Here is a 16,677-nt window from a genome sequence, read left to right on the forward strand (position 1 = left end):
CGGCTCTGTTCAAGCGTCCAGCCAGACCTGCTCGGCGAACATGTAACCCATGAAGCCGCCGAGCGGGTTGCTGCCGTAGCCCTTGATCCGTTGATCGACGCCGTCGATGTTGCTGATGAACACCGGTATGCCGATGCCACAGTGGTCGTGCACCAGGGTCTGCATGTCCGCGTACATCTTGCCGCGCTTGGCATCGTCGGTTTCGCCGCGGGCGAGCATCAGCAACTGATCGAACTGTTCGTTCTTCCAGCCGGACTCGTTCCACGGCGCCTTCGACTGGAAGAACTGCGAGAACATCACGTCGGCGTTCGGGCGTGGGTTGATGTTGCCGAAGCTGATCGGGTGCTTCATCCAGTGGTTGGACCAGTAGCCGTCGCTCGGCAGGCGCTTGACGTCGAGTTTGAGCCCGGCCTGTTTGGCCGACTGCTGCAACAGCACTGCGATATCGACGGAACCCGTTGCGGCAGGCGACGCAAACAGCTCCATGCTGATGTTTTCCATGCCCGCTTTTTTCAGCAGGAACTTGGCTTTTTCCGGGTCGTAGACTGTTTGCGGCAGGTCGCTGTTGTAGTAGCGCGAGCCGGGCGCGATCGGATGATCGTTGCCGACCACGGCAAAGCCGCGAAACACCGCCGACTTGATCTGTTCGCGATCGAGCAGGTACTTCATCGCCTGGGTGAAATCGGCGTTCTGACCCGGCAGCTGATCCTGACGGATGATCAAATCAGTGTAGTTGCCCGACGGCGCATCAACGACCCGGTGTTTGGCGCTGGCCTTGATCCGGTCGGTGGAGCGCGGGTTGACCTCGTTGATCATGTGCACGTCGCCGGACAGGAGCGCGTTGACCCGCGACGGCTCGTCGCCGATGGCAATGAATTCGATTTCGTCGAGGTACGGCAGGCCAGGCTTCCAGTAGCCGGTGTTGCGTGCGGCGACCGAACGTACACCCGGTTTGAACTCCTTGACCTTGAACGGTCCGGTGCCAATGCCCTGGTTGAAGTCAGTGGTGCCTTCGGGAACGATCAGCAGATGCGAGACGGCCAGAATCGACGGCAATTCGGCGTTCGGTGCAGTCAGGCGAATCTGTACTTCGTTGGCCCCTGTGGCCTTGATTTCGGCGAACTGCTCCATCAGCGGCATGACTTTGGAGCCGGTCAGCGGATCCTTGTGTCGTGACAGCGAGAACACCACGTCCGCCGCGCTGAGGGTTTTGCCGTTGTGGAAAGTCACGTCCTTGCGCAGGGTGATCGTCCACAGGGTCGCGTCGGTGTTATCGATGCGCTCGGCCAGTTCCAGTTGCGGCACCAGGTGCGCGTCGAAACGGGTCAGGCCGTTGTAGAACATGTAGTGCCGCACATAGTCGGTGGACAGCGCGCCTTTGGCGGGGTCGAGGGTGTCGGCGGTGGAGCTGGATATGCCGGCGACACGTATGCGCCCACCCGGCTTGCCTTTGCCCGGCGTCGCCGTATCGTCGGCCAACAGTTTGCCGGCGGCACCAAACAGGCTGCCGGCGCCGGCAGCCGCTACACCGGCCACACCAAGCATTTGCAACGCGTGACGGCGTGACATGCCGCGATTGAGGCCTTCGAACACCCGCAGGCTTTCTTCGCCCGAGATCAGAGGTGAGTCGTTCTTGTGATCAGTCATTTCAGTGCTACCTGTCGAAATTAAGAAGGCTCAAGTGTTCCGGTTGGCCGGAACGTCCTGGAAACGCAAACGACGGTAAAGCCACAGCATCAGCTCAATGCAAATAGTCCTGAAAGCGGTAATAGGCGCCCACGAAAGGCAGGAACCACGGCTTGCCGAAATGCCCGGGGATCGCCGGCCAGTCGAGTTCACGCCAGGGGTTGGCCTCGGCATTGCCCGCCATCACATCGGCCATCACCTGCCCCATGTGCACCGACATCTGCACGCCGTGGCCGCTGTAGCCCATCGAATGGAACACGCCGCCGTGCTGGCCGGCTCGCGGCAAACGGTCGGAGGTCATGTCTACCAGGCCGCCCCAGCAGTAATCGATCCTGACGCCGGCCAGTTGCGGAAACATCTGGATCATTGCCGCCTGCAGCACCTTGCCGCTCTTGGCATCGTTGACACTGTCGGACATGGCAAACCGCGCGCGCCCGCCAAACAGCAGGCGGTTGTCCGGGGTCAGGCGGAAGTAGTTACCGATCATTCGACTGGTGACATAAGCGCGGCGCCCCGGTAGCAACTGGTCGATCAGCGCCCGCGGCAGAACCTCGGTGGCAATGACGAAGCTGCCCACCGGCACAATCCGCCGCCGATACCAGCCCAGACCACCGTGCTGACAGGCACCGGTCGCCAGCAGAACCTGCCCGGCGTGCAGCGATCCCTTGCTGGTGTTGACCTGATAACCACCAGCCCGGGCTTTCCAGTCGAGCACCGAGGTGCCCTCATGGATCAGCGCGCCGTGACGCACCGCCGCTTCTGCCAGACCGACGCCGAAACGCCCGACGTGCATCTGCACGCCATTGCGCTGCAGCAGGCCGCCATGGAACTGCGCAGAGTTGACTTCGGTGCGGGTCTGTTCGGCAGACAGCAATTCAACATCGGCATCGACTTCGTTGCGAATCAGCTCGCAGGTGCGGGCCAGCCCTTCGTAGTGCAGCGGTTTTGCCGCCAGTTTCAGCTTGCCGTTGCGCAACAGGTCACAGGCGATCTGCTCCTGCTCGACCAACGAGACAACGCTTTGCACGGCACTTTCGTAAGCCTGGTAATAGGCTTTGGCCCGGTCGGCACCGAGGCTGGCGCTGAGGCTGGCGTAATCCTGCGCCACCCCCGTGTTGCACTGCCCGCCATTGCGTCCCGAAGCCTCGCCGATCACGCGCCCGGCTTCCAGCACCACCACACTGGCGCCCTTGAGCGCCAAGGCCCGGGCCGCCGCCAGCCCGGTGAAACCGCCACCGACGATGGCCACATCGACTTGCCCGGGCAAACCGCCGAGCTGTGCGCCGGTGAAGGCCGGTGCGCTGTCGAGCCAGTAGGATTCACTGCCCATGTTCAATCCCGCCTTTGCCAATGAGGATGTCGTTACAGGCCGACCAGTGCGGCCAGACCGCCGATGTCCGGGATCTGGTGGTAGCTGTAGAAGGCATTGCCCGGTACTTCGTGGCCACGGGCGACGAAGGCCTTGTTCTTGATCTTCATATCGTGGGCCGGCATCAGGTCGTAACGGAAGCTGGAGGACACATGCAAGATGTCTTCCGGGCCGCAGTTGAGGTTGTCGAGCATGTACTCGAACGCCGCCAGACGTGGTTTGTAGGCTTGTGCCTGTTCGGCCGTGAAGACTTTGTGAAAAGGTGCGCCGAGTTTTTCGACGTTGGACATGATCTGGCTGTTGCTGGCGTTGGAGAAAATCACCAGGGGAATCTTGTCGGCGATTTTCGACAGGCCGGCCGGTACGTCCGGGTGCGGGCCCCAGGTCGGAACGGCGTCGTAATACAGCTGGCCTTCTTCGCGGTATTCGATTCCCCAACGCTTGCAGGTACGCGCCAGAGCGGTCTTGAGAATCTCGTCATACGGCATCCAGTCGCCCATGACCTGATCGAGGCGATAGGCCGAGAAATCCTTGACGAACTGATCCATCTGCTCAGCGGGAACGCGATCGGCGAAGAGTTCGCGGGTCATCGTGCCCATGTGGAAATTGGTCAGCGTTCCGTAGCAGTCGAAGGTAATGAATTTGGGGCGAAGAAAGCTCATTGAGTGCGTTCCTGAAGTTCGTTGAGGTCAATGGCGCTACAAGCATTTGCCTGGTTTGCGCAGTAGCGATGCAACGCTGCAGCACACCGTCATTACAACACCGTGAAATCAGCAGATGGCGTTAAAAGCGACCTCCGTTCGATACAAATCACCGTTTTGGTCACGCCGCTCAGCAGACTTTGCGGTGCGCTCCAGCCTTGGGCAAAGCCCCGGTTTATGCGCACTTATGGACCTTTATCAGCCGCTTTGGACTTCGGGCATCGACTTTGCCCGCAGAAACTGCGCCCCATCGCAGCCGTGGCATCAGTTGCTGCGGCGCAGGTCTGTCCGGTACTGATTGAAGCAATTGAAAGCGCATCCAGCGCCGTGAGCGACGAGGCTGCGCGCAAGCCTTTTATAGGGTAAATAAGCCCAAGCATTTGCTGCCGGCAGAAGGCCCCGATTAAGTAGTAAGTGTGGTCTTCGGGACCTCACTTTGCGGAATCTGCCGAATATTCCCTGCCCCCTTGTCAGGCTTTCATCCAGATGGGATACAGGCGTCACCTCGCCGCAAAACCCGGCGCCAGCGCACACTCTTGATCGGAGAATCGCCATGTCCACCACACTCCCTTCCTACGTCTATCGGCCGATGACTGCCGACGACCTGCCCAAGGCCCATGCCCTGTCCGTGCAATTGAAGTGGCCCCATCGACTTGACGACTGGGCCATGCTGCAACGGGTCACCAAGGGCTTTGTCGTACTCGATGGCGAGCGTTTGATCGGCACCGCGTTCGCCTGCCCGCAAGGTGATTTCACGACTATTGGCCTGGTCATTGTCAGTGACGATTACCAGGGCCAGGGCATCGGGCGAAAGCTCATGGAACACGCACTGCAGGCTTGCCAGTCAAGCACGGCGATATTGAATGCAACCGTGGCCGGCGCACCGCTGTATGCCAGCCAGGGCTTTGTCGACTTTGGCCGGATTCAGCAGCATCAGGGCCAGGCGCAAGCCCCCGTGCCCGGGCCATTGGCAGACGGTGAAGAATGCCGCCCACTGCACGAGGCGGATCATGGGCGGGTGCTGGAACTGGCCAATGCCGGCAGCGGGCTGGATCGGCAAGCGGTGCTCAGCGATCTGTTCTCTGTCGTAGAACATTCGGTGGGCATTGTGCGCGACGGTCAGTTGCGCGCCTTCGCCCTGCTGCGCCCGTTCGGTCGCGGTCGTTGCATCGGCCCGTTGATCGCCGAAAACCTTGGGCAGGCCCAACATCTGATCGCGACATTGTTGGCCGGGATACCGGACGCCTTTGTGCGCATCGATATTCCAGCCGATTGTGGCCTGGCCGATTGGCTGGAAGCCGCCGGCCTGAAAAAGGTCGACACCGTGGCCCAAATGTCCCGCGGTGCCGCACCGCAGGCACACCATGGCGTTCGGCAGTTTGCCCTGGTCACTCAAGCCATTGGCTGACTATCGGGCTGGCGCTGGTCGCCCCCCCAAGAAATCCCTCAAGACCTGGAGCTTCACCCGTATGTTCGAACCTTGCATCATGCTGCTGGCTCGCGCCGATGGCAGTCGCGTCGACACCGCTTTCAAACAGCAACCCTTGAACGCTGCAGACCCTTTCTCGACCGGACGTCAGGTCGCCTGGTCAGGGAGCGACGGCATATCTGCAGGCATCGTCGAAGCAGGCGCAAGCCTTGATATCGAGAACTTCCCGCACACCGAAGTGATCGTGGTTCACGCCGGGCATGTGACGTTGAAAACCCGGGAGCGGACGCTGGAACTGGCCGTCGGCGCCAGCGCGGTCATCGGCCGCGGCACGGCCCTGCGGATCGAAGCAAAGACCGGCACCCGATGGGTGTTTTGCGCCATGGCCACCAAAGCCGCGACACCCGGCCTGACCCCGCTCGACCCGCTGGCGCACCTATCTCCCTCCGCCGCGCCGGAGCAGCAGATACTGATCGGTCCGGCACCGCAATGCCGCTCACGCAATGCCTTCGAAGATGCCACAACCGATCTGCGTGTCGGCGTGTGGGACTCGACGCCCTACGAACGTCACGGTCGCCCGCACAAGCTCAATGAGCTGATGTACCTGATCGAAGGCAGCGTAACGTTGCAGACACCTGAGGGCTCGAGCGTGACCGTCAATACCGGCGACAGCGTATTTGTTGCGCGCGGGGCACCGTGCGCCTGGAAAAGCACGCGCTATGTACGCAAGGTGTATGCGGTTAAATAGCGTCAGCCATGAAGCGCCCTGTCGAAGCGGAACGAAGCCCCATAGGCCGAGGCTGGCAGGTGGCTGGAGTGATCTGCCCGTAACCGCGAACGGAAAGTGCCGCTTTGCGGTTGAGTCCGGTACAGCCCTCGCTTTTGCAATTCGGGAATAACCAGTTCGACAAAGTCCTCAAGACTGCCTGGGCTGATCAACGGGTTGAGCATGTAGCCGCTGGTGCCGGAAATTCGCGCGTGTTCTTCGATGCGCTCGGCGACTTGTTGCGGTGTTCCGACGAGAATCAGGTCGCTGCCACGGGTAACGCTAGCGAAGCGCTTTTTCACATCACCCGCCGTCAGCGGCTTGCCACTGCCATCGGGGCGCATCACGTAAGAGGTCAGGCCTTCGGTGTGCGTCGAGAGTGCATCGCTGTCGGCGTAGCGGCTGATGTCGATGCCGGTGTCGCCGGCGTAACTGACCAGTTGTGCCTGCAAGTGATAGTTGCTTTGCAACTCGTCGTATTTGCGCTGGGCTTCGATTTCGGTTTTGGCCGTGACGATGCGCAATACCGTCAGCGATTTAACGTCTTCACGTTGACGTCCTCGCGCCTGCGCCTGGGCCCAGATGTCTTCCAGGCCCTGACGGATTTCCTGCGGGTTGGATTTGGCGATGAAGATCAGTTCCGCATGCTTGGCGGCGAATTCTCGACCGCGTCCCGACCAGCCCGCCTGGATCAGCAACGGTGTGCGCTGCGGGGACGGAGCGGTCAGGTGCGGCCCGGCCACACGATAGTGCGTACCCTCGTGATTGATCGGTCGCACCCGGTCGCCTCTGGCATACAGCTGGCGGGCCTTGTCGGCAACCACGGCGTCGTCGGCCCAACTGCCTTCCCAAAGTTTGTACACCACATCGAGAAACTCCTCGGCGCGTTCATAGCGATCGTCATGCTTGATCATTTGCTCCAGCCCGAAATTGCGGGCGGCGCTGGACAGGTAAGAGGTGACGATGTTCCAGCCCACTCGCCCATTGGTGAGGTGATCAAGCGTGCTGAAGCGCCGGGCGTGGGTGAACGGGTGCTCATAACTGGTGGTCACCGTGACACCAAACGCCAGGTTTTCCGTCACGGCCGCCAACGCTGGAATGATCATCAACGGATCGTTGGCCGGTGCTTCCACCGCCCACTTCATGGCTGCATCGGCATTGCCGCCGAACACATCGTAGAAACCCAGCACATCACCAAAGAACAACATATCGAGGTGCGCCTGATCGGCAATCCGCGCCAGGTTTGACCAGTAGCCCAGCGAGTTGATCGCCAGGCGTTCGTCAGCCGGGTGCGTCCACAGACTCGGCGCACCGCCGCAGCCGACACTGGCTTGTTCATAGAGTGCAAAAAGCAGAGGTTTAGGATCGGACATCTTGGTTCCTGCAAGAAATCATTCAACGGAATGGCTCAGCGCTGATGCTTGAAGCCCCTGCCGTAATGGCGTTCGAGGCGATGCTGGATCAGTTCGAGACCGATGGATAACAGCCAATAGATGGCGGCTGCGGTGGTCAGCATTTCAATGTAGCGGTAGGACGAACGCCCGTACGACTGCGCCAGAAACATCACTTCCCAAACCCCCATGACCGAAATCAGGGAAGAGTCCTTGAGCATCGAAATGAACTGGCTGGTGGTCGGCGGAATGATCGTGCGCATGGCTTGCGGCAGGATGATATGGATGAACGTCGCGGCCGGCCTCAGGCCCAGTGCGGCGGCTGCTTCGCGCTGACCTGGGGCAACTGCGAGGATGCCGGCACGAAAAATCTCACTCAGATAAGCCCCGTAGTTGAGCGACAGCGCGATGATCCCGGCGCTGATTGCGCCTGGCACCACACCCAACTGCGGCAGCCCCAGATAGATCAACAGGATCTGGATCAACAGCGGCGTGCCGCGAAAGAACGAGGCGTAGAAGCTGGCGATACCAAATGCCACGGCGCTGCTCGACAGCCTGGCCAGCGCGGTGACAAAGCCCAGCAATAGCGAAAACCAGATCGAGCAGAAACACAGGAATATCGTCAGCGCCGCGCCCTGCAAGAACCCGTTCGGCCCCAGATGCAGGCCGACCAGGTTCGGCAACTTTTCCACAATGATCGAAAATTTCAGATCGAAGCGCATGAAAAACCACACGCCCAGACCCGACAGCACCGCCCACGTCAGATACAGGCGCGTGCGAAAACCGAATAGCTGACGTGTCAGTGGCGGCTGCTTTTGCGGGCTGACGGCCGCTTTGGCCGGATGCGGATTGATGGCTGTCATTGGCTGATATCAGAACCGATCCACTTGCGGGATATTTTGCTCAGCGTGCCGTCAGTCTTGAGTTGCGCAATGACCTCGGTGACTTTCGCATTCCATTGCGGATCGCCCTTCTCGACCGCCACGACGTTCGGCTCGGCATACAGTGGATCTCCGGCAATCTTGAAACGCGGATCCTGAGCGATGCGTTCACGCGCGGTGATGAGGTTGGTGACCATGGCATCCAGGCGCACGCCAGTACCCAGTGCGAGATCCTGGAAGGCAACGGTTTCGTTGTCGTAAGGGGCGATCTGGACTTTGTCGAACGGATAGCTCAACGGTTTGTCCTCGGCGCCTTCAATGACCAGATCCTTGTTCAGATAGGCCTCATAGGTCGACGCACTGATCACACCGACTTTTTTGCCGGACAAGTCCTTGCCGGTGACTATCTCCTTGTCCTTCGCATTGACCACGATCACCGCCGGTGACTGGTAATACTCCACGGGGAAGTCGAACACTTCGGCCCGCACCTTGCTCGGTGTCATCGAGCACACGCAGATGTCGTATCGACCGTTCCAGTGCCCCGCGGCAATCACGTCCCAGGAAGGCGTTTCAAGTTTCAACTTGACCCCAAGGCGCTCGGCCACAGCTTTAGCGACATCCACATCGAAGCCGTCGAGCTGGTTCTGGTCATTGAGAAAAGAGAACGGCGGGTAACTCTCCATCAGGACACCGGTGAGCTCACCTTTTTGCGTCACGCGATCGAGGGTGGGCCCGGCGAAGGCTGCCGCGCAACTGACGGCGAGCGCCAGGCCAAGTGTCAAATGTGTGGGGATCTTCAAGTGCGAATGCTCCAATCAGGAATTGCCTGGTTAGATTAAAACGCACTATAAAATTAATATGAACTTCGTTTTAGGAATAAAAAGCTACGCTTAGGCTATATGAGATCCAGCCGCCAGCATCCGGCAAAGCCTTCATCTCCAAGGCCCGTTAATGAAGTTGCCGTTGCCTGTCGAGCTCCCTCTTCAACCAAGTGCCGGCGGGTTCTGTGCGTTCTGCACAACGCACCTCATAGGCGCGCCCACTGATGCTGCTTTGAGTGGCAGCAAGATCGATGAAATCTTCTGCGCTGTTCACCCTGTTCCTGGCTTCAAGATAATTCAGCTTTTTCTCCAGATGCGCTCGAGCACGGGGACCTGGGTATTCGCTGCCATTACGCACAAACTGACACTCACTGTGTTCGACAAAGTCCAGCAAGGCTTTTATCTCTTCAATGGTTTGAGGTCTGGTTTGAACCTGCGCATCTGCGACGATTGCGATGAGGCTGATCCCTGCAATCATGACCCATTGGCTGATATGCCTCGCCGTTTCCCCTGCCCTCATTCGCATGATTCATCCTGCTCTTGAAAAAGGAATGGAACGAGCTCTGGCAGTATCGCCCGTCGTTGTCCGGTCGGTGCTGACCCAGGCTCGATGCGGTCTCTACAACATCCTCTCCAGCCCGATCGCGCTGCTCAGCCACGAATTGAAGTGTCGCCACCAACTCCCCGGCTCCCTGGTCAACGTATGCTCTTTGCCGTCATCCTCGGTGACCCAGACCAACTGATCCTTTTCCAGCACGGTGTGATAACTCAGAGCAGGCGCCATACCTTCCAGGGCTAGTTCACGCACCCGCCCCGCGAGTTCGGGATCATCAACCAACACCCCGACTTCGGTGTTCCACAATAAGGATCGCGAGTCAAAATTGAACGACCCGATAAAAGCTTTCTGCTGGTCAAAAATCATCGCCTTGCTATGCAGGCTGGAGTCGGAACTACTGGAGGACCCGCTGTGGAACAGACGCGGTCCGCTATGGCTGTCGGCATTGTCGCCGGACTGGCGGCGTAATTCGAACAACTGCACACCATGCTTGAGCAAGGTTTTTCGATAAGGCGCGTAAGCGCCGTGCGCGGCGGGTACATCGGTAGCTTCCAGAGAGTTGGTCAACAAGGTGATCGACACGCCGGCGTCGGCACGACCGGTCAAGTACAACAATCCCGGTTGACCAGGCACCATGTAGGCCGAAACCATGATCAACTCCTTGCTGACGCCGTCAAGTTCAGGCGCCAACTGGGTGGCCAACAGCAAGTGCGGAGCGGGTTCGCCCTTGGACAACACCTTGCTTGGGGCATCCCACATCGCTTTGTTCCAGGCCCAGATCAGCTCCCGGCGCCAGACATTCAGGCGAGGGTGAGTGGTGTAAGTCATCAATTGCTGATAGAGCGCGTGATCCTGCTTGCGTGTTTCCTCCAAGGATTCATCCAGCCGGGTCCGGGTATTTTGCAGGTCTCTGGTCGTCGGCCTGATCGAGAGAAACTGCTCGATCGACTTGCTCAGCGCACTGTTCCAATACTGATCAAAACTTTGCTCCAACTGCTCCGCAACCGGGCCGACACTCAACATATCGATGTCTTTGAAATTCTTGTCAGGCTGCGCATCGAAATACTCATCGCCCAAATTGCGGCCTCCGACGATTGCCACACAGTTGTCTGCCACCCACAATTTATTGTGCATCCGTCGGTGTTGCTGCGACAGATTGAACAGCCGCCCCATCGTTCGCGTTACGACGGTGCTGCGCCCCAGGTGCAGCGGATTGAACACGCGCACTTGAATCAGCGGGTGCGCCGCCAGTGTCGCGATAATCCGGTCCAGGTCATCGCTGGTGGTGTCATCGAGCAGAATCCTCACGCGGACGCCGCGGTCGGCGGCGTCGAGCAACTCGCTCACCAGTATTCTGGTACTGATGCCGTCGTGGACGATGTAGTACTGCAGGTCCAGGCTGCTTTGGGCATTACGAATCAGCTCGGCGCGGGCACTGAACGCTTCGGCACTTTCGGATAACAAACGAAACCCCGATTGGCCCTGATGCGGGGCAGCCTGGGCCTTGATTGAACGCCCGAACGCCGAATCGCTTGCCGGCAAAGCCTGGCTGGGTTCGTGGAGGACATTGGGGGTCGTACACCCACCAAAGAGTACGGCGAGCAACAGAAGAACAAACAAGCGCTGCTGGTTTCTCACGGAGCGTACTCCGAGCAATGAAACATCAGGGAAACCGGATCCTGAAGAATGGCCTGTGGTTCCCTCCAGCCTTGTGGTCATATCGACCCTTTGCACTGTTTTCTTCAATCTGCGGGGGTTGTTTCAGGAGCGTAGTTCATCCGCTGACACTTGCTGGAGCCGCCCAGGGTGGAGAAGAGTGTGTGGACCGCAATCGGCAAGAAAAAAAGCAATTGCTACCGCTGATTAAAATGGCAGCGCGAAGCATTTCCGCTGCGCTCCCGCAGTCAGAGGCCTTGGTATAACGGTGGACGACTTGTAGATGGCGTCAATGTTCAGCCAAGGGCAGTTTCATGACGAACTCGCTACCCTTCCCTTCTCCCGAACTGGTCCCCGTCACAGTACCGCCGTGGGCTTCGATCAATTCCCGCACGACCGTAAGTCCAATGCCCAGGCCTGCGCCATTGAAACCGACCGCGTGAACATCCTGTACAAACGGCTCAAAAATGAACGGCAGTGCCTTGGGCGTTATTCCAATACCGGTATCGCGAATGCATATCGTCAGGTGATCGACTTCAATCGTCGCAGTCAGTGAGACCGTGCCATTGGCGGGCGTATATTTGGCGGCGTTGCCCAGTAGATTGCCGAGGATTTGAGTGAGGCGCGCTGGATCACCATTAACCATCAAGGCGCATTCCGGCAGATTCGAGCTGAAACTCAAACTGTTAGCGATCATGAGCGGGCTGCAGGCATCTATCGCCTCATGAATGATTCGAGCCATATCGACACGCTGGCAATCAAGTCGAAACTTGCCGGTACTGGCGCGGGCGATATCGAGCAGGTCTTCGACCAAGCGGGACATCTGCTTCACTTGCCCCTCTATCAACACCTGCATGCGCGGCAGTTCTTCACTCGGCACACGTACCAGCCGGCCGGCAATCATGCTGATGGGTGTCAGAGGATTGCGAAGTTCGTGTGCAACCAGGTTGAGGAAGATGCGTTGCTGTTCCAGCGCATGTTCAGCGGCCGCCTGCAAATCCTGGGCACTCAGCGCGGCTATCACCAGCTTCTCGTTTGCCTCGCGCAATTCGAGATACATTTGCTGCTCTGCCTGGGCGACTGTCGGATTTTCTGCATCCGACTGCGCCGACAGGATTGACAGCACCAGTTGCTGGTTGGCTTCAATCAATTGTTCGACATGGTGGCTATCGACGAGCTGGGCATTGGCCTGGTTGAGTTCTTTATGAACCGCTGCCAGCACCGCACGCGCCGCCACCGTTTTCTGGCCGAGCACGAACAGTTCGCGTGCAGCGCCAGCGATGGCTTGCTCATTCTTGCCGTGACCCTCGCTCATGATATTTCGCTCATCCTTCGATGGTGACCGCGCGCTGCTGGGTAGGACGTCCCCCTAACAACCCTTCCCTGTCCGGCAACATTTCGCCGATCTGCAAGCCATCATCATCTATCCGGTACAACCTCAACTCGTCGGAATGCGCGCTGGCCCGCACCTTGACCACGGCCATGATGCGCAACAAGCGGCTCTGCACTTCTATGTAGCGCTGGACGATGATGGCATCGGTGAGAAACGCCGTGCCGTAAGGACTGAAACGCAGGTCGGTGTAGCGATCCTCCAGCTCGGAGGTCATCAATACACTGACACCTGCACTGGTGAGAGCGGTCACCATGCGTGACAGCGACTCACGAAAGTCTTCGCGGAATGTCGGAGCCAACGCCAGCTCAAAGCCTGACAGGGAGTCAATCACCAAACGAGTAGCGTTCAGGCGGTTGATCTCGCTCAACAGTAACTGGACGATTTCGTCGATTGACAAGTCTGGCGCGCGACTGTCGACCAAACCCACCTTCCCGCCCTGAATCAACCCGGCGAGGGTGGCGTTCTGGGAGCGATTGGGACGCTGCTCGAATACCGCGATCACGCCGGTCTCACCATTGCGCACGCCTTCGGCGAGGAAGGTCGCAGCCAGAATGCTTTTGCCCGAACCTGATGGACCTGCCACCAGCAGGGAGTATCCACGGGGCAAGCCACCGCCCAGCATTTCGTCGAGTTGGGGCACACCCATTTTCAGGCGCTGCATCGGAAACGTCAGCGTGGGTTCAACGTGGTTGAGGGGGGCCGGTGCGAAAACCTTTATGCCTGATGTAGCGATGCGAAAGGTGTGCAGCCCCGGCAGCGTCGGCTGGCCGCGCATCTTCATGATTTCCATCTTGCGCACCATGGAGTTGCGTTGAACGCTCTGACGCAGCCAGATCAGGCCATCGGCCACCGTGAAAATAGGGTTGGTGTCAGTTTCAGTGAAATATTCACCGATCAGGAAAGTGGTGGCCTGCCAAGTGGTCATCAACATGCCTAACTGCTGAATGAACTGCGGCAAGTTGTTGTTGGGATTGTCCTGGGTCTGGCTCGCGAGCACCACTGAACGAAACGAATCGACGAACACCAGCGCCGGAGAGTACGCCTCTACCTCGGCGACGATTCGGCGTAGCACTTCGTCCAGATCCCCCGCCAGGGTGTCACTGGCCAGGTTGATATAACGGATTGACTGATTGACGGCTTCCTCGTCGAAAAAGTCGAATTGCTGTTGGTAACGCAACATCTTCAACGGAGGCTCGCCGAGCACGGTGAAGAACAGTGCCGGACGCTCGGGCGTCGCCAGGGCAAACATCATCTGATGCGCCAGGGTAGTTTTGCCACAGCCAGGCGGGCCGGCGATCAGGTTGAACGAGAACTCCGGCAATCCCCCGCCCAGCACCTCGTCCAGTCCTGGCACTCCGGTGGACAGACGCTTGATAGTCACTTTGGTGTTCATGGCGAGTTTTCCTGCGCAGATGTGTCGCTCAAAGAAGGTTTCCACACGTCACGAAGCAAGCGTGCGGTGAGCGAGGGCCCGATCAGCGTAGTGAGCAGTTCGTAGAAGGTGGTCAGCATCACTTCACCAAACAACAAGGCGTCTGCTTCGCTTTCTGTAACGAGTTCAGAATGAAGAGCGTTCAGACCCGGCGCGGCTTGTACACGATCAGACAGGGGGCCCAGGTGCGGTTGGCGGGAGGCGCAGAGATGAAGGCTGCGTCGATAAAGCGCTGCGACTCCCTGCTGACCAATGATGGGGGTAAGCGCTGTGTGCATAGCCTCCAAAATCGAGACAGTCGCTTGCGCGATACTTGCAGTATCAGCATTGGGGCCAACCCGGTGCGCCAGAGCAGCTACGATCTGGCGGCTCTCTTCGTTTAGCGCGGACATGGCTAGCTGATTTCTGATGGGCAGGTCTTGATAGTACACCCTGCAAGGCGTTGCAGAGACTCAATTGGCCCGAGAACCTTCTTTACTTTCGATTCCCCCGATTTATCGCCCACATTGAGGCTTCGCAGCTCCAGATTTAAGCGAATGAATAACTTTACCGGCACTGCTGCCTGAAACGTCAGTGAAGTGCAGATAGCCCCGGCACACAAATGGCGTTAGCATCCCGTACATTCGGTTTAACAGCATGATTTCAAGATCAGGGTCGCATAGTGGAAAAGTTAAATCGCCTTCAGAGTGGAATCGAAGGCCTGGATGCTCTGCTCAAGGGCGGATTGGTCTCAGGCGCTTCCTACATTATTCAGGGGCGTCCAGGGTCGGGCAAAACGATCCTCGCCAACCAACTTGGATTCCATCATGCGCGCAACGGCGGCCGTGTACTGGTAGCGACACTGCTTGCCGAATCCCATGACCGGCTTTTTCAGTTTCTGTCCACCTTGAGCTTTTACGACGCTTCCAAAGTTGGCGCTGAAATCCAGTTCGTCAGCGCATTCGATACGCTGGAAAATGAAGGTCTGGATGAAGTCGTAAAACTGCTGAGGCGTGAGATCAGCCGCCAGAAGGCGACAGTCATGGTTGTCGACGGATTGCTGAACGCACGCTCTAAAGCCGACTCGCCCATCGACACCAAGAAGTTCATCTCTGAATTGCAAGGGCACGCTGCATTTGCTGGATGCACCGTGTTGTTTCTCACCAGTTCCCGACTGGATGACGGCAGCCCCGAGCACACCATGGTGGATGGCGTGATCGAAATGGGAGAGGAGCTTTATGGCACCCGCTCGGTGCGTCGTATTCAACTGCGTAAAACCCGGGGTAGCGCGGCACTGACCGGACTTCACGAGTGCGAAATCACCGAGAACGGTCTGGTGGTTTATCCGCGCCTGGAAAGCCTCTACAGCCACCCCTCTTCGCCCGACAGCGCCAACATGACGCGCATCCCCAGCGGTATACATTCTCTGGACACGATACTGGGTGGCGGGCTGCACAGTTCCAGCGTGACGCTGGTCATGGGCCCATCAGGAATAGGCAAGACAACGCTGGGTCTTAAATTCCTGGGTGAGTCGACGGTGAAGGCACCGGGCCTGCATTTTGGCTTTTATGAAAGCCCGGAGCGGTTACGCCTGAAGGGCCAGTCACTAGGAATCGACATCAAAGGCATGGAAGAAAGCGGTGCGTTGAGCATCGCGTGGCAACCGACCACCGAAGGTCTCCTGGACGGCCTGGGCTCAAGGTTGCTGAGCATCGTCGAAGAAAAGCGCATCAAGCGTTTATTCATCGACAGCCTTAGCGGCATGACGCGGGTGTCGACGAATCCAGCCCGAATTACTGACTTTTACAGTGCCCTCATGAACGAATTACGCTCCAGGGGCGTGACAGTGTTCGCCTCTTGGGAAATGCGAGATCTGTTCGGCTCCGAGATCAGTTCACCAAACTCTGACCTGTCCAGCATTGTCGACAATCTGATGCTGATGCGGTTCTTCGAGAATGACTCTGAACTAAGCAGAACCATTTCCATTCTTAAAGTCAGAGATAGCTCTTATGACCCTTCGCGATTTGAAGTGGTCATCCGTGACCAGGACGTTGATCTGAAAAAGGCTTCAAGAAATGAACCGCCAGTTCCTAATCCTGCAGCCCTGCCAGGTTCATTTTCCTAGGTCTTCTATTCAGGTTGCATTCTCATGACCACCATCCTGGTTGTCGACGACGAATATTTGATCGCTGACATTCTCGGCTTTGCGCTGGAGGATGAAGGCTTCATGGTCGTGAAAGCCAGCAATGGCAAAAAAGGGCTTGAGGTACTTGATCGAGAGCGCCCTGACCTGATCATTACCGACTTCATGATGCCGGTAATGGACGGACTCGAATTCGCCACGGCCGTCCGCGCCCTGCCCTCAGCGCATCTCTTGCCCATCATTCTGATCAGCGGCGCGCAAGCCCACCTCGGCATGGAGAGATCGGACTTGTTCAATGCTGTCCTGGAAAAGCCTTTCAATATCGATTCAATCCTTGCTACCGCCAGGCGACTGCTGGCTGCAAATTGAAACGGATTGAATCCATCTCCAAGACTGAACCTACCCGCTCGGCCCTGCATGCCTGATGGCATGCAGCCTTCACCCTTTGCTGGAACCGCTCGAGATTCATCGATG

At 58.3% G+C, this 16,677-nt stretch carries 15 protein-coding genes; 4 read left to right on the plus strand and 11 right to left on the minus strand.

Features of this window, described 5'->3' with window-relative positions; genetic code table 11:
• Window positions 1-9: 9 nt before the first annotated feature.
• From CAF76_RS01850 to CAF76_RS01860, 3 genes are all read right to left on the minus strand, one after another.
• Window positions 10-1,647, minus strand: coding sequence for an ABC transporter substrate-binding protein (locus tag CAF76_RS01850; RefSeq protein WP_085646609.1), 1,638 nt, complete (start codon window positions 1,645-1,647; stop codon window positions 10-12).
• Window positions 1,648-1,741: 94 nt separating this feature from the next.
• Window positions 1,742-3,016 (minus strand): FAD-binding oxidoreductase, encoded by a 1,275-nt coding sequence (locus CAF76_RS01855; protein ID WP_085610317.1) that lies wholly within the window; start codon window positions 3,014-3,016, stop codon window positions 1,742-1,744.
• 32 nt (window positions 3,017-3,048) lie between these two features.
• Window positions 3,049-3,717, minus strand: a complete 669-nt coding sequence (locus CAF76_RS01860; RefSeq protein ID WP_039768553.1) for a haloacid dehalogenase type II — start codon at window positions 3,715-3,717, stop codon at window positions 3,049-3,051.
• Between the two features lie 592 nt (window positions 3,718-4,309).
• Here CAF76_RS01860 and CAF76_RS01865 point away from each other — a divergent pair.
• Entirely contained in the window at window positions 4,310-5,164 is an 855-nt protein-coding gene (locus CAF76_RS01865; RefSeq protein ID WP_085646610.1) for a GNAT family N-acetyltransferase, read from the plus strand.
• Between the two features lie 61 nt (window positions 5,165-5,225).
• On the plus strand, window positions 5,226-5,933 hold the full coding sequence (locus CAF76_RS01870; protein WP_085646611.1) for a cupin domain-containing protein: 708 nt from the start codon (window positions 5,226-5,228) through the stop codon (window positions 5,931-5,933).
• 2 nt (window positions 5,934-5,935) lie between these two features.
• Here CAF76_RS01870 and CAF76_RS01875 read toward each other — a convergent pair whose 3' ends face one another.
• From CAF76_RS01875 to CAF76_RS01910, 8 genes are all read right to left on the minus strand, one after another.
• On the minus strand, window positions 5,936-7,324 hold the full coding sequence (locus CAF76_RS01875) for an LLM class flavin-dependent oxidoreductase (RefSeq protein ID WP_085646612.1): 1,389 nt from the start codon (window positions 7,322-7,324) through the stop codon (window positions 5,936-5,938).
• A 35-nt stretch (window positions 7,325-7,359) separates the two neighbouring features.
• Window positions 7,360-8,205: an amino acid ABC transporter permease gene (locus CAF76_RS01880; RefSeq protein ID WP_085646613.1), complete on the minus strand. Its 846-nt coding sequence runs from the start codon at window positions 8,203-8,205 to the stop codon at window positions 7,360-7,362.
• A complete protein-coding gene (locus CAF76_RS01885; protein ID WP_085646614.1) occupies window positions 8,202-9,023 on the minus strand; it encodes an ABC transporter substrate-binding protein in 822 nt (273 codons plus the stop codon). Before CAF76_RS01885 ends, CAF76_RS01880 begins: the two co-directional genes overlap by 4 nt.
• A gap of 148 nt (window positions 9,024-9,171) precedes the next feature.
• Entirely contained in the window at window positions 9,172-9,570 is a 399-nt protein-coding gene (locus CAF76_RS01890; RefSeq protein ID WP_085646615.1) for a DUF5329 domain-containing protein, read from the minus strand.
• Between the two features lie 93 nt (window positions 9,571-9,663).
• Window positions 9,664-11,238 carry a phospholipase D family protein gene (locus CAF76_RS01895; RefSeq protein WP_085646616.1) on the minus strand — a complete coding sequence of 525 codons (1,575 nt, stop codon included), beginning with the start codon at window positions 11,236-11,238 and terminating at the stop codon, window positions 9,664-9,666.
• A 307-nt stretch (window positions 11,239-11,545) separates the two neighbouring features.
• A complete protein-coding gene (locus CAF76_RS01900) occupies window positions 11,546-12,571 on the minus strand; it encodes a sensor histidine kinase KdpD (RefSeq protein ID WP_085646617.1) in 1,026 nt (341 codons plus the stop codon).
• A gap of 10 nt (window positions 12,572-12,581) precedes the next feature.
• The gene (locus CAF76_RS01905) at window positions 12,582-14,042 is read right to left on the minus strand and encodes an ATPase domain-containing protein (protein ID WP_085610326.1); all 1,461 of its coding nucleotides are present in this window, start codon (window positions 14,040-14,042) and stop codon (window positions 12,582-12,584) included.
• The gene (locus CAF76_RS01910; RefSeq protein WP_085610674.1) at window positions 14,039-14,473 is read right to left on the minus strand and encodes a hypothetical protein; all 435 of its coding nucleotides are present in this window, start codon (window positions 14,471-14,473) and stop codon (window positions 14,039-14,041) included. Before CAF76_RS01910 ends, CAF76_RS01905 begins: the two co-directional genes overlap by 4 nt.
• Window positions 14,474-14,739: 266 nt before the next feature.
• Between CAF76_RS01910 and CAF76_RS01915 the strand changes: the two genes are divergently transcribed.
• Window positions 14,740-16,185 (plus strand): ATPase domain-containing protein, encoded by a 1,446-nt coding sequence (locus tag CAF76_RS01915; protein WP_178076156.1) that lies wholly within the window; start codon window positions 14,740-14,742, stop codon window positions 16,183-16,185.
• A gap of 24 nt (window positions 16,186-16,209) precedes the next feature.
• A complete protein-coding gene (locus CAF76_RS01920) occupies window positions 16,210-16,572 on the plus strand; it encodes a response regulator (protein ID WP_085646619.1) in 363 nt (120 codons plus the stop codon).
• Window positions 16,573-16,677 lie beyond the last annotated feature (105 nt).

Origin of the sequence: Pseudomonas sp. B40(2017) (genome assembly GCF_002112855.1) — a bacterium.
GTDB lineage: Bacteria > Pseudomonadota > Gammaproteobacteria > Pseudomonadales > Pseudomonadaceae > Aquipseudomonas > Aquipseudomonas pharyngis.